This is a genomic window from Neiella holothuriorum, from assembly GCF_019457915.1.
Lineage (GTDB): Bacteria > Pseudomonadota > Gammaproteobacteria > Enterobacterales > Neiellaceae > Neiella > Neiella holothuriorum.
Genome location: NZ_JAHZSS010000015.1, coordinates 80,299 through 105,637, shown reverse-complemented (window position 1 = coordinate 105,637; position 25,339 = coordinate 80,299). Strand labels below are relative to the sequence as shown.

The window sequence follows — 25,339 nt, the reverse complement described above, 5'->3', positions numbered from 1 at the left end:
CAGCGCTTGGCTGCGGGAGGCGTATATTACGCTTCCTTCCCTCAGAGTCAATCACTTTTTTCAAAGTTTTTGTTCTGGGTGCTTCGGGTGACTTCCAATCTAAAGTTTAGAACTTTAGTTCGTTGCCGTTCCCCGTTGCTGTGGGGGCGCATTATAGGGAGTCTTTGAATTCGGTCAAGGGCTTTTTTAAAGTTTTATTTCAAATGGTCAAAACACATACAAATCAGTTTGTGTTGCGCAACAATCAACCAGAAATAGCTATCGTTGCGAATAAAAGAGAGAAAAAATTAGCTCCCAGAAATACCAAAGGAAGCTTACGCTTCCTTTGAGTTATGTATTGAGTGTCGTGGCTCGGTATTCCATCGAATGAATGCCAGCTAATTACTACCAGCTGGCACAACGATTAATTACTCGGCTTTTCTTTCTCAGTATCAAGTGGTGTTGCGTCATCTGCCTGCTCAACGCCATCATCGGTTTCAGCAGATTTTTGCTTTTCACAGAAGTCGGCATCTTTGCTGTCACCCACCACGTGTTCCATTTTTAATTTCTGTACGCCGCGCACGGTAATGAATGGGCCCGATACAGCATAGGCAGTGAAGATACCAAACAACACCAGTGCAGGATTGGTGGCGACGATAACGTACACCAATACCACAGCAAGAATTGCCAAAAACGACACGCGACCTTTCCAGTCGACATCTTTGAATGAGTGATAGCGGAAGTTACTCACCATCAACGCGCCTGCAGCCATGGTAATAAGCGCAACAATATAACCAATAGAGTGGCCATTAATGTCATGCTCAGCACCCAGCCAAACGCCACCAGCAATAATGCCGGCCGCAGCAGGGCTTGCTAGGCCTTGGAAGTATCGCTTATCGGCTTTGCCAACCATGGTATTAAAGCGGGCCAACCGAAGGGCGGCACCTGCAACAAAAATGAAGGCGGCTAGCCAACCAACTTTACCTATTTCATTTAGCCCCCAGTTATACGCAATTAATGCTGGAGCAACGCCGAATGACAACATATCAGCCATGCTGTCGTATTCCGCACCAAAAGCGCTTTGGGTATTAGTTAAACGAGCCACGCGACCATCGAGGCCGTCAAAAATCATGGCAATAAAGATGGCAATGGATGCCAATTTAAAATCACCGTTCATGGAAGCTACTACGGCATAAAAGCCGGCGAACAAACCGCCAGTAGTTAACAGATTCGGAAGTAAATAAATGCCCTTGGGTTTATGAGCATCGTGTTCATGTTGTTCTGTCATTGAAGCCAGCAATCCCAATTACGAGGGTAAATTGTGCCGAACAGAGTAGCACAAGGGTAAGCTTGGGGAAATTAGCCAAGGCCGCTGGGTTTGTGATCCAACGGCCTTTTTATTCAATAGTGCAATTAATTGAGTGTTAGCTCACCGTCTTGCACTGCGACTTGAATATCTGCGCCAGGAGCATAACTACCCCGCAAAATCGCTTGCGATAATGGGTTCTCAAGCTGTTGCTGAATCGCCCGTTTAAGAGGTCGTGCACCATACACAGGATCAAAGCCCGCTTCAGCGAGTTTATCCAAAGCCGCATCGGATACCTGTAAATTAAGCTCTCGCTCCAGTAATCGCTTGCGTAAACGTTCAATCTGAATACCCGTGATCTGGCGTAATTGTGCTTGTTCAAGCGGATGGAACACCACCAACTCATCAACGCGGTTAACGAATTCTGGGCGGAAATGGTGTGTGACAACATCCATCACCTGCGCTTTCATTTCGTCATAACTCGCCTGACCTGCACTTTCCTGAATTCGGTCTGAGCCTAAATTCGACGTCATGATCACCACGGTATTGCGAAAATCGACGGTGCGGCCTTGGCCATCGGTTAAGCGGCCGTCATCCAGCACCTGCAACAGGATGTTAAATACATCAGGATGCGCTTTTTCCACTTCGTCGAGTAAAACCACCGAATAAGGCCGGCGACGAACAGCTTCCGTTAAGTAACCGCCCTCTTCATAACCGACATAACCCGGCGGTGCGCCAACCAAGCGAGCGACCGAATGCTTTTCCATAAACTCAGACATGTCGATGCGCACCATGGCATCTTCGGTATCGAACATAAACGATGCCAGTGCTTTACACAGCTCAGTTTTACCCACACCTGTGGGACCTAAGAATAGGAATGAACCGATAGGTTGATCCGGATCGGCAAGGCCCGATCGGGAACGACGAATGGCATTTGCCACCGCATCAACCGCTTCGCTCTGACCAATGACTCGTTGATGAAGTTGTTCTTCCATGCGTAATAATTTATCGCGCTCACCTTCGAGCATTCGTGCGACAGGGATCCCGGTTGCTCTAGAGAGCACTTCGGCAATTTCTTCTTCGCCGACTTTATTACGCAACAATGTCATTTCATGCATTTCAGCTTGTGCGGCTAGATCGAGTTGCCGCTCAAGATCTGGGATACGCCCATACTGCAATTCTGACATTCGATTCAAATCGCTAGCACGAGTTGCAAACTCGAGATCTTGCCGCGCTTGTTCCAGCTCGGCCTTAATATGCTGTGTGCCAGACAGTGCAGCTTTCTCTGATTGCCAGACTTCTTCTAGCTCCTGATACTTGCCATCAAGTTTTTTCAGTTCGTCTTCAAGCAGACCAAGCCGTTTTCGACTCGCATCATCACTTTCTTTGGCGACCGCTTGCTGCTCAATTTTAAGCTGGATAATGCGTCGCTCGAGCTTATCCATATCTTCAGGTTTAGAATCAATTTGCAGGCGAATGGACGATGCCGCTTCATCGATTAAATCGATAGCCTTATCGGGCAATTTTCGATCAGAGATATAGCGATAGGACAAACTCGCCGCGGCAACAATCGCCGGATCGGTAATGTCCACCGCATGGTGTAATTCATAGCGCTCTTTCAGCCCCCGCAAAATGGCGATGGTATCTTCCACCGAAGGCTCTTCCACTAGCACTTTTTGGAAACGGCGCTCAAGCGCGGCGTCTTTTTCAACGTACTGACGATATTCATCTAACGTCGTTGCACCCACGCAATGTAATTCGCCTCGAGCCAATGCCGGCTTAAGCATGTTACCCGCATCCATAGCACCTTCCGCTTTCCCGGCGCCAACCATGGTATGAAGTTCGTCGATAAACAAGATGACCTGACCTTCTTCTTTAGCCAGTTCACTCAACACCGCTTTCAAACGTTCTTCAAATTCTCCACGATATTTAGCGCCAGCCAGCAACGACCCCATGTCTAAAGAGAGTACGCGTTTATTTTTTAAACCTTCGGGTACTTCGCCGTTAATAATGCGCTGAGCGAGGCCTTCAACAATGGCGGTTTTACCCACACCAGGCTCACCAATCAGTACCGGATTATTTTTAGTTCGGCGCTGCAGCACTTGGATCGTACGGCGAATTTCATCATCGCGACCAATCACCGGATCGAGGCGACCCGCTTCCGCGCGCTCAGTCAGATCGATGGTGTACTTTTCTAACGCCTGCCGCTGATCTTCAGCATTTGGATCATCGACTTTCTGGCCTCCGCGAACTTTTTCAATCGCTTTTTCGACCGACTCAGGTGTTGCCCCAAGTTCACGAAGCATGTCGCCGAACGGACCTTTATCTTGTGCGGCGGCCAACACAAACACTTCGCTTGAAATGTATTTGTCGTTACGTTTCTGAGCCAACTTATCGGTCATATTCAATAAGTTGATGGTGGAATGACTGAGTTGCACGTCACCGCCAGTGCCTTCAACACGGGCAACGCGATCGAGTTGCTCTGCGAGCTGAGAACGCAATGCGGTGATATTTACCCCCGCCAATTGCAGCAGCGGACGTACCGAGCCTTGCTGTTGATTGAGCAAGGCCAACATTAAATGGGTGGCTTCAATAAATTGATGATCACGCCCCAATGCCATGGATTGCGCATCAGACAGAGCCACTTGGAATTTACTAGTCAATCGATCTAGACGCATCACTGCCTCCCGTCTCATCGTTCAAAAATTGGTCTAACAATTAGATGGGGCTGACTGTTTTCAGTTTCAAGCGTTGGCTTTAATCCAAATCGCTGAAGCCATGCGTCCGGTCACACCCTGACTCAAAGAATTGGGTTGGCAAGCCCGCCGATAGGAAAAAAAGTGTGCCGCATTCTGGTAAGTACAGCGCAAATCAGCGCTAATTTGATGAACCCCAACACCAGCCAGGCGCATAACGGCGAGCAGCTGTATGTCAGCCAACCATTTGCCATCACTCGAATGGGCAAAGGCATCCGCTGCGTTAGGATCGTGTTCAGTAAAGGTTGTACGTACCTCATCCCCCACTTCGAATGCCAGCGGCCCAATACACGGACCAAGCCAGACGCGAAGCGCTGAAGCCGGGGTTTTCATACTTGCAATTGTTTGCTCTAACACGCCAAGAGCGAGGCCTCGCCAACCAGCATGAGCAGCAGCCACTTCAGATCCATCGTTGGCACAAAACAGCACAGGTAGGCAGTCTGCTGTCATGATCACGCAGCCGTGACCGGCCATTTGACTAACACTGGCATCGGCATCGGGTACGCATCTTGGCGCTCGATGGCCGTGAAACAATGCCGTGCCATGAACTTGATTGAGCCAATGAAGGTGTTTACAGCCAGGCATTTGTTGAAGTAATCGCTGGCGATTTTCGGTGACAGCCGCAACCTCGTCTTGCACGTGCAAGCCGAGATTGAGCGATTGATAAGCGCCTTTGCTAACGCCACCGGTGCGTTCAGTTTGAATCGCACCGACCGTATCGGGCAACTGCCACTGTTCAATGGGGCAGCTAGTGGTCGGCCGGGTTAATCTTGGCATCTTGTCTTAGCACATCAATGAGCTGCTTCATGTCGGCAGGCACAGGCGCTTGCCATTCCATCTCCTCGCCCGTAATCGGGTGCGCCAAAATTAAGCGAGCGGCATGGAGCGCTTGGCGGCGAAAACCACGCAAGGTTTCAATCATGATTTCACTAGCGCCTTTGGGAAGCCGGTTACGCCCGCCATACAATACATCGCCCACCAGCGGATGATGCAGGTGAGACATGTGCACGCGGATCTGGTGAGTTCGGCCTGTTTCCAATCGCAACCGCAATCGCGTGTGATTGGGAAATTTTTCTGCCACGCGATAATGCGTGATGGCTTCTTTGCCATGTGGGTGAACGGCCATTGCGGTGCGCCGATGAGGGTGGCGATCAATCGGCTCCTCAATGGTGCCACCTGCCGTCATCACCCCAATGGCAACGGCTTCATATTCTCGAGTAATGTCACGAGCTTGCAATCGCGCCACTAAGTGCGTTTGGGCAGGAATCGTTTTAGCTACCACCATCAACCCCGTGGTGTCTTTATCCAGCCGATGGACAATGCCGGCACGCGGTATTTCGATTAAATCAGGGCAGTGGTGCAATAACGCGTTCAGCAGGGTGCCTTGCTGGTTGCCTGCGCCTGGGTGAACCACCAATCCAGCGGGCTTATTGACCACTAGAATGTCGTCATCTTCAAAGACGATATTGAGATCGATGTCCTCAGCTTGATGCTGAACTTCATCTTCTAACATGGCGTTAAGCACCACATTCTCGCCACCGACGACTTTCTCTCGCGCTTTTTTGGCTACTTTGCCATTAATTTCAACCCGGCCTTCATCAAGCCACGTCTTAATGCGAGTACGGGAATAATCGGGAAACAATTCTGCCAACGCTTGATCGAGCCGTTGGCCAAATTGGTCGGATGATATTTGTGCGGTTAAGGTAAATTCCTGCGCCATAGTCTCAATCTGTCTAACAACGCATTCACAATACGCTGCGGATTAGTTTAGAATGCCGTGCATTGTAACTGGACTGAAGCTGTAGATCAGCTTTACCCTCATAAATCGTATACTGGGACGTGTTCATGCTGTTATCCCGTTTGACCGGAGTTAGCGTACTCGGATTGGCGTTATTACTTGGCGCCTGTTCTTCTACGCCTGAAAAAGAAAAAGTTGCCGAACAACCAGCGGCTGAGTTGTATAAAGAATCTCAGATTCGGATGGAAGATGGTAACTACCGAAGCGCCATTGCTCACCTAGAAGCACTGCTATCTCGCTACCCGTTTGGCCCTCACGCCGATCAGGCGCAGCTGGATTTGATCAGCGCTTATTACGCCAGTGCCGACAATCCGGCAGCTCTGGCTTCCATTGATCGCTTTATTCGATTGAACCCAACCCACAAAGATATTGATTACGCACTCTACATGCGCGGGCTGGTTAATGAGGATGAGGACCGCAATTACTTCCAAGAACTGTTCCGCATCGATCGCTCAGACCGAGATCCACACAACATTCGTGAAGCATTTGGCGATTACGAACGTTTACTGCGCGAATACCCCGGCAGCAAATATGCGCCAGATGCGGCTTTACGCATGACCGCATTGAAGAATCGCTTAGCTCGTTATGAAGTGCAAGTGGCCGAATATTATTACGCTCGTGATGCCTTTGTTGCATCGCTTGGCCGCGGCAAATATGTACTTGAGTACATGCCAGATACTCCCGAAGTGGAGCGAGCACTTGAGCTGATGGCTCTGTGCTACGAAGAATTGGGTATGGAAAAGGCCCAGCAAGATACCTTGCGCGTGTTGAAACTGAACTATCCAGATAACGAGATGGTTCTTACTGTGGGCAGTTAATCGCCAACCGCCATCAATAAAAAACGGAGCCAATGGCTCCGTTTTTTATTGATTGAACACTAAGCAATTAAATTGCGTCGTCGTTTTCTTCACCAGTACGAATACGAATCGCGCGTTCAACGTTCTGAACAAAAATTTTGCCATCACCAATTTTGCCGGTGTGGGCTGCATTGATAATAGTTTCTAAGCAGCGCTCAACGTCTTCATCCGCAATCACAATCTCTAACTTCACTTTTGGCAGAAAGTCGACCATGTACTCAGCACCGCGGTACATTTCCGTGTGACCTTTCTGACGGCCAAAACCCTTCACTTCGGTTACCGTCAGGCCGCTGATGCCAACTTCTGACAGCGCCTCACGAACATCGTCCAATTTGAATGGTTTAATAATGGCTACAACTTTTTTCATTTTTTATTCCTTTACCAGTTTGCTCGGCCAAATCCAGAGCAGATTGGGTTACGGCGATCTTTTGCAAATCCACGCGGCGTAATACGAGGGCCTACCGCAGACTGTCGCCTTTTGTATTCATTGATGTCAATGAGGCGAATCACACGACGAACAACTTGTTCATCATAACCTGCTGCCACAATATCGGCTAAAGACGCGTCTTGTTCAACATAACGTTCGATCATATCGTCTAATTCTGCGTAATCCGGCAAACTATCGGAGTCTACTTGATCTGGCGCAAGCTCTGCTGATGGTGGCCGCGTGATGACCCGCTCCGGGATCACGTAGCCTTGGGTGTTGCGATAACGCGACAACTCAAAAACCATCATTTTAGGAATATCTTTCAGCACCGCAAAGCCACCACACATATCACCGTACAAGGTGGCATAGCCCACTGCCATTTCACTCTTGTTGCCGGTCGTTAATACCATCCGGCGACGTTTGTTGGAAATGGCCATGAGCACAACGCCACGGCTACGTGCTTGCAAGTTTTCTTCAGTGGTATCTACGGCAGTGCCTTCAAACATAGGATCGAGTTGCTGCATAAAAGCATCAAACATCGGCTCAATCGACACAGCGTCATACTCAACGTTCATTAACTTGGCCTGTTCAGCCGCATCAGCAATGCTCATGTCCGAAGTGTAACGGAACGGCATCATCACCGCCTGAACGTTTTCTGCGCCCAGCGCATCAGCGGCAATTGCCAGTGTTAGTGCAGAATCAATACCGCCAGAAAGCCCCAAGACTGCACCTTCGAAGCCATTGCGTAAGACGTAGTCACGAACCGACATCGTCAGGCCTTTGTAAACTTCAGCCAACAGCGTCAATTCGTCGGCGCTAGCTTGTTTTGCGTGCAGTTGCCGACCATCAAAGCTGACTTGCGCCAAATTGTTTTCAAACGCTGGCGCGCGATACACTTCGCTGCCATCAGCACTAATGGCGACGGACTGGCCGTCAAAGATCAATTCGTCTTGACCACAGCTGTGATTGACATAAACGATGGGTGTGTTGAGCTTTTTAGCTTGCTGCTCTAACACCCGATGGCGCATGGGTGTTTTTTTCGTGTGGTAAGGCGAGGCATTGGCGATGAGTAAGATCTCTGCGCCCGCAGCAACAGTGGCTTCAGCAGGCTGTTGATGCCAAATATCTTCACAGATCAAGAGGCCCACTTTGTGACCTTTTGGTTCGATAATGCACACCGCATCGCCCGGGGTGAAGTAACGCTTTTCATCAAACACGCCATAGTTTGGCAATTGCTGTTTGTGGTATCGGGCTTTCTCTTCGCCGGCCCCCGCTTCACTAGCACTTAACCAGATCATGCTGTTGAAGCATTCGTTGCCTTCTTGCATAGGCAAACCGACAAGCGCATCCATGGCAGGCATGTTTGCTTTAATGGTTGCTAAAACCGCCATCACACGTGCATGTAAATCAGACCGCAACAACAAGTCTTCTGGCGGGTATCCGGTTAGGGTCAGTTCAGGAAACAAGATCAGATCGGCTCCGGCATCTGCCGCTTCTTTCATGGCCGCCAGTACTTTCTGGCCATTTCCTTCAATATCCCCCACCCAACAGTGGATTTGTCCCATTGCGATGTTTAACACGCTTACCTCATTGTTTTACTGCAGTGACAGCGGCTGCTTCATTTGCGAGCCATAATAAAATAACCGACGCCTAAAAGGTACGGTGGATGATCAATAAGATTTACAGCAGATGACGAGCTGGTGAATTTTTATGCGGATAGAACAGCCAGACTGTGAATCTGTCACTAGGCGGGAGATTTATCAACGTGCTAATCTGCATCAAGTTGTAACGCAGTGAAGTAAACTGGGGCCAGATGTAATGAAAAGGATGTTCGGTTTTACCCTACTCGAGCTATTGGTAACCGTCGCTATTGTTGCCATCACCCTACTTGCCGGCGTTCCCAGCCTGATTGACTTCATTAAATCCAGCCGATCATCTCAACAAGCTAGCTATATCGCTAGTTCATTACAAATGGCGCGCCTGAGTGCGATTGACTCAGGCTTAGTCGTGACGCTATGCCCAACCCAAAATAACTTGTCGAGTTGCACCACATCCTGGGATGGGCCGTTAATGGTATTTGAGGACAATGATGGCGACAGTAGCTATGATTCTGGCGAAACGGTTCTGAAAGTCATTGATGCGGCACCAGACACCATCACGCGTAGCTTTAATAATGGCAGCGTGGTGAGCTATCAACCAGAAGGCCACACCTCAGATTTTGGTACATTTTCAGTTTGTGCCGACAGCAAAGAAGCCAAATACGCACGCAGTGTTGTGATTAACCTACAAGGTCGAATTAAGCTGTCGCGTGATTACGATGGAGATGGCGTGCATGAATACCCTGAAGGCACCGATTTAAATTGTGAAAGCTAACGGCCTTCATTCAACAGTGCTTTGCTAACAATCCCAGCAATATTCGGAGCTGGCAAATGAGCTGTCATTATTGCTATCCCAAGCTTTTTGCCCCAGCGAATTAAACATCAATTTGCCGTCAGATTTAACCACTGCAGTGGTTGTGGGCGTTGCACGCAATTCAAAGTTTCGGCCGTTGTCGTTAATGGCATGAATCGTTAGATCATATTGCTTGTTGGCGGCGGGTTGATCCGCCGGAGACCAACTGTTGAAAATGGCTGGCGCCCCTGTATCGCCGCCACTCGACGCAGCCCCTTCGTAGGTATATTGCTGCGCTTTGTGTGCTTCCATTGCGGTGGCAAGCGCCATCAAATCCGCCATCGCTTTTTGGCGATGGCCCTGAACAACGTAGTCTACGTAGCTTGGGTAAGCTATCGCCGTCAAAATACCTATAATGGCCACCGCAATCATGGCTTCGATCAAGCTAAAGCCTGCCATTTGTTTAGCCGTAGTTAACTTACTCATCAGGCGTTTGCTCTCGCTCACTATGCCAGGTGGTATCCCGGTACACTTGGTTGGTTGGCGGCAGCAAGGTATTTAAAATATTTGGCTCACTGCCTTGGGCATTGCTATCGGTGATCAGGTTGCCATCATCATCGTACATGGACGATGCATTAGTACATTCGCTGCTCACACAAATCACCGGTAGATCTTGTTGCGCATAAATAATTTTCGGCGAACTTGGTATACCGCCATGTGTCAGGTTCATATAACGATCGGTTTCAGTCACGTCATTGTCATCATCAAAGTCGCCTGTTGGCGTACCATAGCCTAGCGACATGACATAGGCTCTGCCGTTCCCTTCTGGCGGCGTACACTGGTTTGGATCGGCATCCACATCACCTGGAATGTAAGTAGCAAAGGCCACCTTGTAATCAACAATGACCGGTGATGACAGTACTTTTTCCCCTTCGCTCGGCAAATCAATATAGAAGCCACTTTCATACTTTTCGTAATCGGCTTCGCTCAGCGCGATTACATCACTGTTGGAGGTGATGCTCGTTGCATCAAGCAGATCATCAATTTCGACGGGGGTTACTGAGTAACTGATTTTGTTGGTGCCACTAACACTGGTGCTGCTGGCATCAAACACGCCGTAATCTCGAATAACAAAAAACTTATCGTCGGTGTTCAGGTTTAGCGGGTGAGCGCGATAGCCTGAGCCAACTGTCACGGCAAAATATTGACCGAAGCCATCGTTGACGTAAGCCACATCAGGCGGGTAGAAGAATCGACGATTATTACTTTCAGCCGTTCCTCCCATATCGGCGAGCAGACCACCGGAGATAAATTCAGTGCCGGACAAACCGTTATGAATGTCCAAACGGATAACTTGGCCGCCTAAGTCAACCGCATAAATATGATCTGAGTAGCCATCGCGATCACGGTCGAGCACGTAGAGATCGGCAGCTACCGCATAATCCAACTCGTCAATAACGGTGTACGTGGAACCATCATCCAAATTGTCGTTACTGGCATACCATAGCAATTCGCCAGTTGCGGCATCCACCATGTAAATTGCGTTACCAACGCCATCAGCTACGCGGGTTGTTTTCAGATCGTGAGCCGGATCGTAGCCGCCACCAAAGAACAATACATCTTTGCTGGTGCTACCAAGTTTGACCGTTGCGGGGATCATTTTTGACCAAGTTTGGCCCAACCGACTAAAGGCACCCGTCGATTGATTAGTGATGACATTCGACCACCCGTTGGCCGGCGTAGAATTAGTGACATCCAACGCATAGTAGCTCTCACCACCACGGCGCATGCCTGCAATGAGCAAGTTTTTACTATTAGCCGTCACCAGCGTCATTGGGCCATCCATGCCATAAACTCGAGTAACAAATACCGAATTTTCGTAGTAATCGTTGGCGTTTTTCAGCAATTCTTCCGGTATGAAGGACCAGTTTTCATCGCCTGTTTCAGTATCAACGGCATGAATAAAGCCTTGGTTGGTACCAAAGTAAATTTCGTCATTAGAGCCAGAACGGCGTTGCACGACAGGTTCTGAATGAAGCGGATCACCGATTTGGTAATCAGTGTTACCACTGTCATCTAACCCTTTTATCCAATTAATTAATTCGTCGCGGCGTTCACTTGCATCACTCCGAGCCGTAATGCCCAGCACATCTTCTGTCACCAAGTCCGTTTCATTCGAAATTAGCGTAAAGCCATCCAAATCACTGTACACACGGCGTGAACTAAGGGTTTCATTGGCTTCACGTGCGCCACCAACTGTCACTTCATCATTGCCGGTCGTTGCCGTTGACCAAAAGTCTGGCGCCGCTGATTCAAAATAGCCGGTGGCCGCATCGACTGCCGAGCCGCCGTTTTTACTCAGCACAAGGCCATCAGCAATTTGATACTTTTTCAGGTTGCCGGGCCAATTTTGAGTATCTTTTGGACTGAACACGGCGTAGTACACAAAGCTGTCGTGCAGTAGTTTGTTGACGTCTGAAATGGCTACCGATGGGGCAACAAAGGTGGTATTGCGCTTTTTGGCATCGGAAATAATTCGCTGGAACGCTTCGGCCACCGATGCGGCATCGGATGTGGGGTAAAAATCACCACCGCCCACACTTGCCATGTCTTCCAGGTAAGTTAACCAGTCCGCAGACTCTGTGCCCTCGGGAACAAATGAAATCGTATGGGTAAACACCCGCGCATCATCACTGCCGTTAGATTTGTCGGAAGATGCGTTGTATTCGGCTAAGTGCACTCCACAATTGGTGTCGTTGAGGTTGCCGCTGGTGCTAGCTGAGCAGGTGCGGCCGGTTAGCGTGTCGATGTAGTTACGCACGGTACTGCGCGTTTGGTTGGCGCGACCGTCGGTTAAGAGAACAACGTGGTTCTGCTGACAGACATGCTCAATGGGTGAAATATAAATGGGTGTTGGTGTTGATGGAATGTATTCATCATCGCAATCAGAGTCACTTAAATTAGACTCGGTGCAACCATTTGGCAGCACTGAATCAGCGCCGGTGTAGGAGTCACGGTGACTAACGCGTGTTAACGGTTGGGTGCTATCAGAGATCCCGCGGTTCAACCCATAAAGCACATCGCCGCCATTAAAGTAGCGATAGGCCTCATACATGGTTTCAGCCACTGGCGTCCAACCATCATGGGTCAAACCATCAACCAACGTTTGCATGTACTGGCGCACGGTGTAGGTTGAGGTTTGCGCGCTCCCTCGGTATTTCACATACAGTTGTGCTGATTTAGTCGCATTACCTTGATAGCTATAGGCTTTCACTTCTCTATTTGATGGCACCAGCTTAAACGCCATGGCGTTACCACTTTGCCAACCAGAACGACCAATCACATCTTCAACAAGCGATGAAATATCAGTTGAGTCCATTTCATCGTTGGTGCGCCAGCTATTACTGGCAATCGACCAAGTCACACTCGATGATGCGTAATCGCGCGATGTGACTGTGTAGTCGGCACTAGAATAGTCAGCCGCATCATCGCTACTCTCGACATGAATGCTCATGCTTGAGCTACCATCCCGATTCGAATAGGGCGTCAGCGTAATGTACGCCTCTTCGATGGTGGCACCCTGCGGAATATCAACGTTATCAAAGCGCAAGCCGATGGCGGCATTTTTATCTGAGTCGATATTAATAACGTTACCGGTACTGTTTTCGCCATCACCTTTTTCTTCTACGTTGTCGTCTTGCGATAAAATCTGATTGGCATGGCTACCGGCAATACAGCCGTTGGCACTGGTGTAGTCATAACTGATCCGCAAGGTTGCCGCGAGCGATGAATTGCTTTCATTGGAATGCACGCGGCGTACGCCATAGCCTTCACCAGCAACGGCTTTGACAAACATACTGACGGCCTGTCCACCACACCAGTCACTTTGCGCCACAACCTCTTGCAATAAGTCGGTGACGTTCATGTTGCTAGTAAACTGATCTTCAACCCAAACACTTGAGTCGGTCACCTCCAGCTCCGCCGAGGTTTTGGTTCGGCTAGAGAAGTCATCCATGGTTTCGCTAAATTCTGCCGAATCGCTGGCAAGCTCGGCATTGACCTGAAAAGTGACGGTTGTGCTACTGCCCTCATACGCGGCAAACGTGAGCTCGGCCGATTCAATCGTTGCACCTTGGGGAATTCGAACGTCTTCAAAGCGAAAACCATGCAACTCACCGTCGCCCAAACTAATACCGGTGTTGTCTAAATCAACAGAGCCGCCACTACTTTCACTGCCGTCATTATCATCAAGCCGAACCAGTACTCGCTCGTCGGGCGACACCGGCGAATCGATATTCGCAACGGGGTACAGTACAGGTCCGCCAGGATTGGAGAAGCGCATCAAACCAACATTGACATCGGTCGAGGCTGACAAGACTTCTTTTAATGCTTCTTGCACCTTGTATAGGCGCGTCGTGCTGGTGCCGTCTTTGTTATCCATACTGCCGGACGTATCAATAACAAACATGACGTTCGGCAAATAGGTGGTAATGGTGGAGCCTGCCCCCGCGTAGATTTCAATGTCATCAGCACTGGCAATGCCTGCAAGCAGCCCATAACCAGCGGCCAGAGCACTTACGGCAGATTTTCGCATGATTTTTTTCATGACCTTACACCTCCAACACGGATCATTCGGACTTGGGTCCCAGCATATAAATCTGCTGTGTATTCGCCGTGGTCATCCGTTCATTAGCCACATGACCGCAGCCACGGACCTGAAAATAATGAAATCCTTGGGAAAAGCCCCAACCACTTGGCACGCGTAAACCTTCACCCACGTAAGCCACTTTCGACCACGACTTCACTTCCGGATCGGAGTGCAGTGCCGCAGTACCACTATGAACCTGACCTTTGCTTAACCCCGAGTTAGTCACTGTGCGCTCGGTCCAATTTCCGTCATGGCAAGCCATTACGTCGGTTGAAGGGTCAAATTCCGGATTCGCTTGAGCAATGGTGAGTACGCGCTGATCGGCATCCAGCGTGACATCTTCCTGCTCAAACACCACGCCATCGATGGCAACTTCGGCAGCGTCAAACGCCATCCCTGATGCATCAAACATCGTGGCCATTTTTTGCTGAATTGATGTGCGATTCATGGCCATGACCGCGGTTAACGTCAACACCACTAACACCACTAACGACACCACCAGCGCTGCGCCGGATTGTTTGTTTTGACGGTAAGCTCGGCTTGAGCAACTATTTTTAGTGATCATTACGAGCCCCCTTCAAACACAATCGAATTCCACGGATTGCGGAGCTGCACTGTTTGCTGGAACAATCGATACACCCGCTGTTTAGATGGGGTATAAGCCGCCGCATCGAGCAGCTTGACCTGTCGAGCACTCGAAGCACTCGACAGCGGCTCATCACTAAAGATGAGCAAGGCGAATTGCACAGCCACCACTCGGCCACCGTTGGCTACCGCTGATGCGGCATCATCAGCATTGAGGTAATAACTTGGCTGACCGGTGTACGAATTGTTCGCGTCGGGTTCTGCGACTCCGTACAAAACTTGGAAATCTTCCACGTTCTCAACCAAGGTGACCGCATTGGTGTTGGTCGACGAGGTTTTTTCTCCTCGTAACACACGCCCTTCATAGCCTCGGCAGCGCAGCGTTTCGTCTTCTAAATAGTACTCATTGATGACATGAAACTGTTCGTTAACCGTGCTACCGGCCACGACCACAGTGCCATAACCATGATTATCAGCGCGGCAATCTTGCTCGCCTTGCAAACCAATGACCAAAGTATCGCTCGCATCGGAAGTCCCGTCATCGCTTCCGATGGTGGCGCCATTGGCATACTCGCCAGGAAATACCACCCCATTGGACGCTAAATCGGCTTGCTCGACCGTCGGATCGATACCGGTTAAATCGAGCGCGGGATCTTGCGGGTTGTAGCTACCCGCCAGCCGAATGGAGTGAGTGAGGCGGGCCAGCGCGAAGCGGCCGTTTTCTTGAACAGACCCTAAGCCTTCATTGAGCTGCAAGTTGACACTGTTATTGCTAAGCACCGCCAAAATACCAGACAACATCAAGATCCCCACGAGCATGGCAATCATCAGCTCTATCAGGCTCAACCCCGATTGGCGTTTGTATCTACGGATCATGTGGTTGTGGCGACTTGGTTCATTCATCAGCGCGACCCTCCGAATGTGACACTCAACAGCACACAGTGACGATCGACATTTTCGGTGCCGGCCGCAGCAAGTCCTAAATCAATGTCTGTTGGGCAACTCACGCGCGCCGCTTCGAGTGCTTCTGAAGCGGGCCAACTCGCGGTAATTAAGTGGGTCGAGTGAGCGGAGCAAGCATCGCCATCGGTGCCATCAGCATCTTGGCAGGTCACTTGAATCCAAAAATCAGGGTGCAGTGCGGCGCCATCGCAACTGGCCTGCCAGCCATCAAACAATGCCAGCTGTTCGGCACTGCACACACTCGCATCGGTACCATTATTATCACCACAGCGAGGAATAGCGGAGGGCGTTGCCTGACAAAAACAATCCCAAGGTTGGCCAGAGCACGAGCCTAAACCATCAAAATTGTAGCTCGACGAAGCACTGTAGCGGTTGTCTGTGGCGGCATTCAACACCGGCGAGGTGTTTGCGGTTCGATTAAGGTACTGCGAGTTCAATCGCATACGGTCGGCTAGGCTTTGGGTCAGCACCATGGCTTGCGAGCGAATGTAGCTGTCGTGATTACCTTGGGTCACGGCCAGCTGCAAACCAGCCAGTCCGAGTAAGCCCACCACCAAAATAAACATGGCGATGATAACCTCAATCAGGCTAAAACCTTGGTTGCGATTGCGGCTTCCTAGCGGCAAAGTCACATCATTGTCCTTGATCGTATGATTTGGTCATTTTCAAACAAAACAGCCACCTTAACGGTGGCTGCTGTTACGGGGGCGTGAGTTTGGCTTATTGCAACTCGGCCGGTACCGCGAAGACAATGTTTTCTTCGCGCCCCGGATGCTCCTGAACTTGCTTGCCACCGCATTCTGTTAACTTTTCAACTACCTGTTTCACCAAGATTTCTGGCGCCGATGCTCCTGCGGTTACGCTCACAGCATTGCAGTCTTCTAACCATGACGGACAAATGTCATCGGCAGTATCAATCAGGTAAGCGCGCGTACCAATCTTTTCAGCCAGCTCGCGCAGGCGATTAGAGTTGGAGCTATTTTTAGCACCGACGACCAACATCACATCAGTTTTAGCGGCTAATTCGCGCACCGCATCTTGTCGGTTTTGAGTGGCGTAACAGATGTCATCTTTACGCGGCCCAACAATTTTAGGAAAGGTCTCACGAAGTGCATCAATCACGTCTGCGGTGTCATCAACCGACAAGGTCGTTTGAGTAACGTAGCATAGATTTTCGGGATCTTTTACTGGCAATGTTTTGACATCTGCCGGAGATTCGACCAAGTAAATTCCACCGGAATCAGAGTCATACTGCCCCATGGTGCCTTCAACTTCTGGGTGACCAGCGTGGCCAATCAGCACACACTCATTACCTCGACGGCTTGCACGGGTTACTTCCATATGGACTTTAGTCACCAACGGGCAAGTCGCGTCAAACACTTTTAGGCCACGCGATTTAGCATTGTCGCGCACCGCTTTAGAGACACCATGAGCCGAGAAAATAACAATACAGTCATCGGGCACTTCATCGAGTTCATCAACAAAAATGGCGCCTCGATCACGTAAACCTTCAACCACATAACGGTTGTGCACCACTTCATGGCGCACATAGATCGGTGGCTGAAACAGTTCGAGGGCGCGTTCGACGATGCTAATCGCTCGATCGACACCAGCACAAAAGCCACGTGGGTTTGCCAAAAGGATATCCATATTTATTCCGCTCCCACTGTGATGATCTCGACGTCAAAGATAACGGTTTGGCCTGCTAACGGATGATTGAAATCAACGGTGACGGAATCACCAGCCACTTCGCGCACAATGCCAGGGATTTCGGTACCGTCCGGCTGAGCAAAGGCAACCACTGTTCCTACTTCCGCAGGAACTTCGGCATTAAATTTCATTCGGTCTAAATGATGGATGTTATCTGGATTCGGCTGGCCAAATGCCTGCTCTGGTGCCAACTCAAAACTTTTGGCATCCCCTGCTTTTAAGCCCAATAAGCATTGTTCAAAGCTTTCGGTCAGGTTGCCATCGCCCATGACAAAGCGAGCAGGCTTGTTGTTGACCTTGGTGCTGTCAGCCACTGAGCCGTCGGTTAATTTAATGGCAAAGTGCATGGTGACCGCTGAGCCTTGACTGATTGCATCGACCATCTGAGCTACTCCGCCTTCGCTTGTGCTTTGGACTTTCTGGATTGGCTAATAGCGTCCCACACAAGTAGTACGGCGCCAACACAAATGGCCGAATCGGCAATATTAAATGCCGGCCAATGAAAGTTACCTACGTAAACGTCCAGAAAATCAACCACAAACCCATGGTATAAACGGTCGATCACATTGCCTAAAGCGCCACCTAAAATCAGTGAAAAACCAATGTTTTGAGCACGCTGTTCGGCATCATTTTTACGCAGCCAGTACAGCAACATCACACTCACGGCAAAAGCAATTACGGTAAAAAACCAACGTTGCCAACCACCCGCGTCACTCAAAAAGCTAAATGCCGCGCCATAGTTACGTACATAGGTCAGGTTGAAGAACGGCGTGATTGCGACACGTTCATAAAGTTCGAAGGCGCCGACCACCCATAATTTACTGGCTTGGTCGAGAACAAAGGTGAGTACGGCTATCCAAATCCACTTCACGCCTGACGTTTCGTTGCTGTTAAACACCTTAAGCATATGAACGAACCTCGCCGTCACCGTAAACGTTCGTGACACAACGGCCACACAAGGTTTCATGCTCGGTGTGACTACCCACATCTTCCCGGTGATGCCAGCAGCGCTCACACTTAGCACCTTCTGCCGTGGTCACCACGACTTTCAATTCTGCAATTTCAGTGCTGATTGCATCGCCTGCATCGGCTAGCGGCAATACGCTTGCTTCAGATGTCAGCATGACAAAGCGTAACTCGTCACCCAATTTAGCCAATACTTCAGCCACTGCACCATCAGCATATAAAGCAACGTTCGCTTCCAGCGTGCCACCAATTTGTTTTTCACGACGCGCGGCTTCAAGTAGCTTGTTCACTTCGGTACGTACCGCTAGCACTTGCTGCCAATCGGCGCTGCTCAAAGGCGCATCGACCGGTAAATCAGCTAAGCCCTGATACCACTCAGCGGTGAATACGTAGTGGTCACGTTCGCCTGGCAGCGCTTGCCAAATTTCTTGTGCAGTAAAGCTCATAACGGGTGCCATCCAACGAACTAACGCTTCGGCAATATGATATAGCGCGGTTTGACAAGAACGACGGGCAAGGCCTGTGTCTTTGGCTGTGTATTGGCGATCTTTAATGATGTCGAGGTAGAAGCTACCCATATCAATCGAGCAGAACATCATCAGCGCCTGATTGACCTGGTGCAGATTGTATTGATCATAAGCTTCAATGATCGATTGCTGTGTTTGCAGCGCACGAGCAACGGCCCACTGATCTAATGCCACCATTTCATCAAAAGGCACTGCGTCCTTGACGGGGTCAAAACCATTGAGGTTAGCCAGCAAGAAGCGAGACGTATTGCGGATTCGACGATAGGCGTCAGCACTACGTTTGAACACTTCATCGGAAACCGTCATTTCCTGCGTGTAATCAGTTGAAGCAACCCATAAGCGCAGAATATCGGCGCCTAACTTGCCAATGACTTGTTGCGGCGCAATCACATTACCTAGCGACTTAGACATCTTGCGACCATCTTTATCGACGGTAAAACCATGGGTCAAAGCCGCTTTGTATGGAGCATGGCCGTTGATTGCTATAGACGTCAGTAACGATGACTGGAACCAACCGCGGTGTTGATCCGAACCTTCTAGGTACAAATCAATAGGGTTGCCGCCAAATGTTTCAGCGCGCGCATCAACAACACATGAATGGGTCACACCGGAGTCAAACCAGACATCCAGCGTATCTTGAACCTTAGTGTATTGCTTACATTCTTCGTCGCTCAGCAGCTCTTTGAGCTCTAAGTCGAACCAAGCTTGAATGCCTTCTTGCTCGACCCGCTGGGCCACTTTTTCCAGTAATTCAAGGGCTTTTGGATGCGGTTCGCCAGTTTCTTTATCAACGATTAGCGCAATCGGAACGCCCCAAGTACGCTGACGTGAAATACACCAATCTGGACGGCCGTCAATCATGCCTTGAATACGTGTTTCGCCCCACTCTGGCAGCCATTCAGTTTTCTTAATTTCTTGTAGCGCGGCATCGCGCAACCCTGCTTGCTCCATGCTGACAAACCATTGTGGTGTGGCACGGAAAATAATTGGCGTTTTGTGGCGCCAGCAATGTGGGTAGCTGTGCTGGTAATTGATATGGCACATCAAGCTGCCATTTTCCTGCATAGCTTCGATGATGACGCCATTGGCTTTCTTGACATGTTGACCACCAACCAGCGGCGTGTCTTCTTTAAACACACCATGGTCCATCACTGGGTTGGCAACTTCCAAGTCATAGTGTTGACCAACGATAAAGTCGTCCTGACCATGACCAGGGGCGGTGTGAACACAGCCCGTACCCGATTCGGTGGTTACGTGCATGCCGAGGATCACTGGCACTTGCATGTCATAAAGCGGGTGTTGCAAAGCGACGTGTTCTAAATCAACCCCACGGCACGTTGCAATCACGTGATAATCGGTGATGCCATAACGGTCGACAGCATCGAGCATCAGATCGTTGGCTAACACTAAGCGACGTGGGCCTTGCTCTGTCGAACATTGCACCACAACGTATTCGAGTTCTGGGTGAACGGCTACGGCACGGTTAGCAGGCAGCGTCCACGGTGTTGTTGTCCAAATAACAACAGCAACTGGGCCTTCGCCGGTGTGATCATGAGGATGTTCGCACTTGGCTAATAGTGCTTCGGCATCAACCACATTAAAGGCTACGTCAATGGCTGGCGATGTCTTGTCTTGGTATTCAACTTCAGCTTCAGCCAAAGCAGAGCCACAATCGGTACACCAGTGCACCGGCTTAAAGCCTTTGTGCAAATGACCATTTTCAACAATTTTGCCTAGCGCACGAATTTGATTCGCTTCGAAATCAAAGTTCATCGTCAGGTAAGGTTTATCCCACTCGCCCAGTACGCCAAGTCGTTTGAAATCTTCGCGCTGTCCATCAACCTGTTTGGCCGCGTATTCACGACACTTCACACGAAACTCTGCTGCCGTCAGCTTTTTGCCGGGCTTGCCAAATTTCTTTTCAACTTGCAGCTCAATCGGCAAACCATGACAGTCCCAACCAGGCACATACGGCGCATCAAAACCACTGAGCGTCTTCGATTTGATGATGACATCTTTGAGGATCTTGTTAACGGCATGGCCAAGGTGAATGTTGCCATTCGCATACGGAGGACCATCGTGCAGAATGAACGATGGGCGCCCCTGACGCGCTTTACGAATCTCTCCATAAAGGTCGGCATCCAACCAATCTTTAAGCATGGCTGGCTCGCGCTGGGCCAGGTTTCCACGCATTGGGAACTCAGTTTCGGGCAGGTTTAATGTGTCTTTGTATTGGCTCATGAATGGCAGATCCTGATGATCATGTCGTATTAAATAGTCTGTTGCGCGCTAGCAGTATCGCTAACTAGCTGCTGCCGCGCCGTTATTTTGTCTAATTCAAGCTGTTGCTTTAGCGCATCAACCGAAGCAAATCGTTGCTCCTCACGCAATTTAGCAACCAGCTCAACCTTGATGCGCTGACCATATAAGTCGCCATCAAAGTCAAAAAGATGTACTTCCAACTGTGGTCGAGTGCCTTTTACTGTCGGCCGCCGACCAATATTAGCCATGCCGAGCACTTGTGTACCATCGGCAAGCTCGGTTTCAACCGCATACACGCCTTGCACGGGAATCACTTGCCGTTTCATCAACACATTGGCTGTTGGGAAGCCAATGGTACGCCCCAGCGCATCACCATGCACCACCCGGCCGGTTAAGGCATAGCGGTGCCCTAGCAAAGACTCCGCGATGTCCAAGTGATTATCAGCCAAGGCGGCTCTAATTTTGGTACTGCTGACGCGAACCTGCTGCAGCATAAAGCTGTGCGTATTATTCACATCAAAGCCATGGTCGTTACCTGCGGTAACTAAATCCTGATACTGACCTTGGCGCCCTTTACCGAAACAAAAATCATCCCCCACCACCAAATAGCGGATGGCTAATTTCTCAACCAGTAAATGACTAATAAAACGACTGGCGCTGATTGCGGCAAAACGATGGTTAAATTGCACGCATAGCAAGCGGTCAATGCCCATCTGCGACAATAAACGCACCTTATCACGCAGTAAGCTCAGTCGAGCCGGCGCTTTGTCTCCGGCAAAAACTTCCTGAGGTTGAGGTTCAAAAACCATCACCATCGACGGTACGCCGTAGACCTTGGCTTTAGCAACCAATTGCCGCAGTACCGCTTGATGGCCAAGGTGTACACCATCAAAGTTGCCGATGGTCAGCACACACTGACGGTGCCGATCTCGCAAATTATGTATGCCGCGAATGAGTTCCATGAGGGCCGGTCTGGCTTATAAAAGCGCGGATTATACCAGAGCAAAGGAACATAGGTGAACACGCGCGGGTAATAAAGCTGTGGGAAACTGCATGATGTTGTTAAGGGCCCCGCCAGACGCCAACTATTGGGGCTATTTTTCTGTGACACACATTGCGAGTTCAACAACACACAAACACTGCCAACCTCCACACAGCCACAGCCTACTATTTAGCCAAAAATAGCCCCATTGAACATCAACACGCGATATGAGGTCAGGCAAATGAAATTTACCAATAATGATGAAGGCTGGACGCTGGCTGGTTATCGCTTCGTTATTGCCCGAGCTCGCTGGGTTCGGCAATACAAAAGCGGCAACGCTTGTGATCAAAAAGGCTAACGGCCGCAGCAATCGTAGTGGTGCATTAGTTATCAGCGCAATAATTGGGTATCAGCGCAACAGATGTCTAGGCCGAACGCCTAGCACCATCAGGCTCGTCAAATACACAGCACCTGCCACAGCAATTAAACCGGTCACCCACAACGCCGCTGTTAACAAATCAAACTGCAACCATTGGCTAAAGTTCGGGCTGAAATAATAAGTTGCACTGGCCATCAACGCCGCACTAATCAGCATACGAATGAGTAAACTAACTGTCTGCCCCGAGAGGCGATAGACATCACCACGGTGCAAGCCCCAATAAAGCAGCCCTGCATTCAATAACGCAGATAACGAAGTGGCCGCAGCCAACCCGATATAGCCCATCCAGCTTGCTAAAATCAGGTTGAACACCATGTTTGCCACCATCGCATAAATTCCGAATTTGACCGGTGTTTTGGTATCTTGGCGAGCAAAATAGCCCGGAGCTAGGACTTTAATAAACATAAAGAACAGCAAACCGGCAGCATAGGCCCATAAACTTAAACTTGCTGCTTGCACATCTTCAGCGGTAAACGCACCGCGCATAAACAATAACATCAGAATGGGCTGCGCCAACACCATCAACCCAAGGGCAGCAGGAATACCCAGCAAGCTCACCGCTCGCACCCCCCAATCCATGGTATGGCGAAATGCTTGGTCATTTTGCGCCGCTGCTTTGCCACTAAGGCTGGGCAAAATCACTGTCGCAATGGCAATGCCAAATAACCCCAATGGAAATTCCAATAAGCGATCGGAGTAATATAACCAGCTAATCGAGCCAGTTTTAAGGAAGCTGGCAATGAAGGTATCAAACAATAGATTGAGTTGGCTGACGGACACGCCAAACAAGGCTGGGATCATCAGCGTGCGGATCTTGACCACACCCGGATGATGCCACCCCCACTTGGGTTTCAGTAAAAAGCCGGCTCGCTTTAGAAATGGTAGCTGGAACAAAAACTGGATCACACCACCAATAAACACGCCCCACGCTAGGCCAACTGCCGGCTCATCTAGCTCAGGGCTCAGCCACAATGCGCAGCTGATGATGGCGACATTCAGAAACACTGGGGTAAATGCCGCGACGGCAAACCGACCATAGGTATTAAGAATTGAGCCCGATAACGCGGTTAACGCGATAAAAAACAAATATGGGAAGGTGATTTTAAGCATAAAGGCGGCGGTGACATATTTATCGCCCTCTGGGCCGTCGTTTAGCCACTCAACAAACCAGCCGGTGCCGAATATCGCCGCCAATACCGGAGAGCCAATAACGCCAATCAGGGTTGCAACCAGAACCAAACTACCCAACGTGCCCGACACCCGAGCAATTAGCTCTCGGACGTCATCAATATCACCGTTTTCTTTGGTTTCAGAAAGCACCGGAACAAACGCTTGTGCAAATGCGCCTTCAGCAAATAATCGACGTAAAAAATTGGGAATTTTATTGGCGAAGAAGAAAACATCGGCGGCCGCTCCTGCCCCCATGAGGTTGGCGATTACGACATCGCGCACCAACCCTAATACGCGAGAAATCAATGTCATGGCACTGACGATGGCACCGGACTTTACAAGTTGCTTGCTCAAGCTTTAATCCTTTAAGCGCCAGTCAACGAAAAACAACGAGCTGGCAGTGATAAATATGCAAATAAATGTGCTGAAAGCGGCTGGCAATCCACAATCCGTGCTGCTAGAATCCGCGCTCATCTTACTAGGCCGCCGGCTTTTCGCCAATGGTCAGCAAAAAAGCGTTAGTAAGACCACTAAACTCATTGACTTTGGGATTGGTTCGGTGCAGAATGCGCCGCCTTAATAATTCCATCAACCGACGAATTGGGAGTCCGACCTTGGCTAACATCAAGTCAGCGAAAAAGCGTGCGGTCCAATCAGAGAAGCGCCGCAAGCATAACGCCAGCCGTCGCTCCATGATGCGTACATACCTGAAAAAGGTTTACGCAGCGATTGACGCAGGCAACAAAGAAGCAGCAACTGCTGAATACCAAAACGCAGTTACTATCTTGGATCGTTTTGCCACTAAAGGCCTGATCCACAAAAACAAAGCCGCGCGTCATAAGTCGCGTCTGAATACTCAGATTAAAGCGCTTTAAGTTTTTGCTTCAGATATAAAAAAACCGGCTTCTGCCGGTTTTTTTATATCTGAATTTTCACCTCATGAACTTTTCGTCAACTACTCTGGCTGACAATAAAGATCATGCAGTAGCCCCATCATTGCCTCGACTTCCGAACTCGCAAACGAGTAATACACCGTTTGAGCTTCTTTACGCGTTTTCACATAACCTTGATTACGTAAAATCGCTAAATGCTGAGACAACGCAGACTGACTTAATCCGACCCGCTCGGTTAATGCAGTTACGCTTAACTCACCACTATGTAAATGGCAAAGAATAAATAAACGGTTCTCATTTGATAATGCTTTTAGTAGCGGAATAGCGCGGCCCGCATTCTGTTTCATTTGCTGCAGATCCATAGAGTTTCTCCTTTACTCAATAAAGATGAACTGATGTGCGCTGTATGGTTGGGCCGTCCTAGCGTCCCTTTAAGCATACACCCGAAATCAACCATTTCATCGCTAAATTAGATAATTTCGGTAGTTTTTTTCATTGTTATTCTCAATTGCAATAACGGTTAAATTATAACCGTTTATTTATAAAGCAATTATTCTATATATTAAATAAAACTAATTCTTCTCTTAATCGTCTATATATTTTTCACACCAAAAACTTTTATTCCCATTTAAACCTTTTTTGGGGTTATTGCGACTAACTCAATAACAACCAATCAAATA

General features: G+C 49.4%; 21 protein-coding genes. 3 read left to right on the top strand and 18 right to left on the bottom strand.

What is annotated here, in order from left to right:
- Window positions 1–403: 403 nt before the first annotated feature.
- The 4 genes from pssA to rluD all read right to left on the bottom strand — a co-directional run bounded on the left by pssA (window position 404) and on the right by rluD (window position 5,761).
- Window positions 404–1,267 (bottom strand): CDP-diacylglycerol--serine O-phosphatidyltransferase, encoded by an 864-nt coding sequence (gene pssA, locus K0504_RS12680; RefSeq protein ID WP_220104562.1) that lies wholly within the window; start codon window positions 1,265–1,267, stop codon window positions 404–406.
- 125 nt (window positions 1,268–1,392) lie between these two features.
- On the bottom strand, window positions 1,393–3,963 hold the full coding sequence (gene clpB, locus K0504_RS12675) for an ATP-dependent chaperone ClpB (protein WP_220104561.1): 2,571 nt from the start codon (window positions 3,961–3,963) through the stop codon (window positions 1,393–1,395).
- Between the two features lie 66 nt (window positions 3,964–4,029).
- The gene (pgeF, locus tag K0504_RS12670) at window positions 4,030–4,818 is read right to left on the bottom strand and encodes a peptidoglycan editing factor PgeF (RefSeq protein WP_220104560.1); all 789 of its coding nucleotides are present in this window, start codon (window positions 4,816–4,818) and stop codon (window positions 4,030–4,032) included.
- Window positions 4,790–5,761, bottom strand: a complete 972-nt coding sequence (gene rluD / locus K0504_RS12665; protein WP_220104559.1) for a 23S rRNA pseudouridine(1911/1915/1917) synthase RluD — start codon at window positions 5,759–5,761, stop codon at window positions 4,790–4,792. Before rluD ends, pgeF begins: the two co-directional genes overlap by 29 nt.
- A gap of 125 nt (window positions 5,762–5,886) precedes the next feature.
- On the opposite strand from rluD, the gene K0504_RS12660 reads away from it, so the two are divergent.
- Window positions 5,887–6,657, top strand: a complete 771-nt coding sequence (locus K0504_RS12660; protein ID WP_220104558.1) for an outer membrane protein assembly factor BamD — start codon at window positions 5,887–5,889, stop codon at window positions 6,655–6,657.
- A gap of 67 nt (window positions 6,658–6,724) precedes the next feature.
- On the opposite strand, the gene K0504_RS12655 is transcribed toward K0504_RS12660, so the two are convergent.
- On the bottom strand, window positions 6,725–7,063 hold the full coding sequence (locus tag K0504_RS12655) for a P-II family nitrogen regulator (RefSeq protein WP_220104557.1): 339 nt from the start codon (window positions 7,061–7,063) through the stop codon (window positions 6,725–6,727).
- A gap of 11 nt (window positions 7,064–7,074) precedes the next feature.
- Window positions 7,075–8,703 (bottom strand): NAD+ synthase, encoded by a 1,629-nt coding sequence (locus K0504_RS12650; protein ID WP_318837971.1) that lies wholly within the window; start codon window positions 8,701–8,703, stop codon window positions 7,075–7,077.
- Window positions 8,704–8,941: 238 nt separating this feature from the next.
- On the opposite strand from K0504_RS12650, the gene K0504_RS12645 reads away from it, so the two are divergent.
- Window positions 8,942–9,496 carry a GspH/FimT family pseudopilin gene (locus tag K0504_RS12645; RefSeq protein ID WP_220104568.1) on the top strand — a complete coding sequence of 185 codons (555 nt, stop codon included), beginning with the start codon at window positions 8,942–8,944 and terminating at the stop codon, window positions 9,494–9,496.
- A 24-nt stretch (window positions 9,497–9,520) separates the two neighbouring features.
- Here K0504_RS12645 and K0504_RS12640 read toward each other — a convergent pair whose 3' ends face one another.
- The 11 genes from K0504_RS12640 to murJ all read right to left on the bottom strand — a co-directional run bounded on the left by K0504_RS12640 (window position 9,521) and on the right by murJ (window position 24,120).
- Window positions 9,521–10,000 carry a type IV pilin protein gene (locus K0504_RS12640; RefSeq protein WP_225918126.1) on the bottom strand — a complete coding sequence of 160 codons (480 nt, stop codon included), beginning with the start codon at window positions 9,998–10,000 and terminating at the stop codon, window positions 9,521–9,523.
- Window positions 9,993–14,120 carry a VWA domain-containing protein gene (locus tag K0504_RS12635; RefSeq protein WP_220104556.1) on the bottom strand — a complete coding sequence of 1,376 codons (4,128 nt, stop codon included), beginning with the start codon at window positions 14,118–14,120 and terminating at the stop codon, window positions 9,993–9,995. Before K0504_RS12635 ends, K0504_RS12640 begins: the two co-directional genes overlap by 8 nt.
- A 22-nt stretch (window positions 14,121–14,142) precedes the next feature.
- The gene (locus tag K0504_RS12630; protein ID WP_220104555.1) at window positions 14,143–14,727 is read right to left on the bottom strand and encodes a PilX N-terminal domain-containing pilus assembly protein; all 585 of its coding nucleotides are present in this window, start codon (window positions 14,725–14,727) and stop codon (window positions 14,143–14,145) included.
- Complete coding sequence (locus K0504_RS12625) at window positions 14,727–15,650, bottom strand: PilW family protein (RefSeq protein WP_220104554.1); 924 nt, start codon at window positions 15,648–15,650, stop codon at window positions 14,727–14,729. The genes K0504_RS12630 and K0504_RS12625 overlap by 1 nt, the downstream gene beginning before the upstream one ends.
- The gene (gene pilV, locus K0504_RS12620; protein ID WP_220104553.1) at window positions 15,650–16,342 is read right to left on the bottom strand and encodes a type IV pilus modification protein PilV; all 693 of its coding nucleotides are present in this window, start codon (window positions 16,340–16,342) and stop codon (window positions 15,650–15,652) included. Before pilV ends, K0504_RS12625 begins: the two co-directional genes overlap by 1 nt.
- Window positions 16,343–16,430: 88 nt before the next feature.
- Entirely contained in the window at window positions 16,431–17,360 is a 930-nt protein-coding gene (gene ispH / locus K0504_RS12615; protein WP_220104552.1) for a 4-hydroxy-3-methylbut-2-enyl diphosphate reductase, read from the bottom strand.
- Window positions 17,361–17,362: 2 nt separating this feature from the next.
- Entirely contained in the window at window positions 17,363–17,803 is a 441-nt protein-coding gene (fkpB, locus tag K0504_RS12610; RefSeq protein WP_220104551.1) for an FKBP-type peptidyl-prolyl cis-trans isomerase, read from the bottom strand.
- A 5-nt stretch (window positions 17,804–17,808) separates the two neighbouring features.
- On the bottom strand, window positions 17,809–18,327 hold the full coding sequence (gene lspA / locus K0504_RS12605; RefSeq protein ID WP_225918125.1) for a signal peptidase II: 519 nt from the start codon (window positions 18,325–18,327) through the stop codon (window positions 17,809–17,811).
- Entirely contained in the window at window positions 18,320–21,154 is a 2,835-nt protein-coding gene (ileS, locus tag K0504_RS12600) for an isoleucine--tRNA ligase (protein WP_220104550.1), read from the bottom strand. Before ileS ends, lspA begins: the two co-directional genes overlap by 8 nt.
- 29 nt (window positions 21,155–21,183) lie before the next feature.
- Complete coding sequence (gene ribF, locus K0504_RS12595) at window positions 21,184–22,137, bottom strand: bifunctional riboflavin kinase/FAD synthetase (protein WP_220104549.1); 954 nt, start codon at window positions 22,135–22,137, stop codon at window positions 21,184–21,186.
- Between the two features lie 429 nt (window positions 22,138–22,566).
- Window positions 22,567–24,120: a murein biosynthesis integral membrane protein MurJ gene (gene murJ, locus K0504_RS12590; RefSeq protein WP_220104548.1), complete on the bottom strand. Its 1,554-nt coding sequence runs from the start codon at window positions 24,118–24,120 to the stop codon at window positions 22,567–22,569.
- 260 nt (window positions 24,121–24,380) lie between these two features.
- On the opposite strand from murJ, the gene rpsT reads away from it, so the two are divergent.
- The gene (gene rpsT, locus K0504_RS12585; protein ID WP_220104547.1) at window positions 24,381–24,641 is read left to right on the top strand and encodes a 30S ribosomal protein S20; all 261 of its coding nucleotides are present in this window, start codon (window positions 24,381–24,383) and stop codon (window positions 24,639–24,641) included.
- 80 nt (window positions 24,642–24,721) lie between these two features.
- On the opposite strand, the gene K0504_RS12580 is transcribed toward rpsT, so the two are convergent.
- On the bottom strand, window positions 24,722–25,021 hold the full coding sequence (locus K0504_RS12580; protein WP_220104546.1) for an ArsR/SmtB family transcription factor: 300 nt from the start codon (window positions 25,019–25,021) through the stop codon (window positions 24,722–24,724).
- Window positions 25,022–25,339 lie beyond the last annotated feature (318 nt).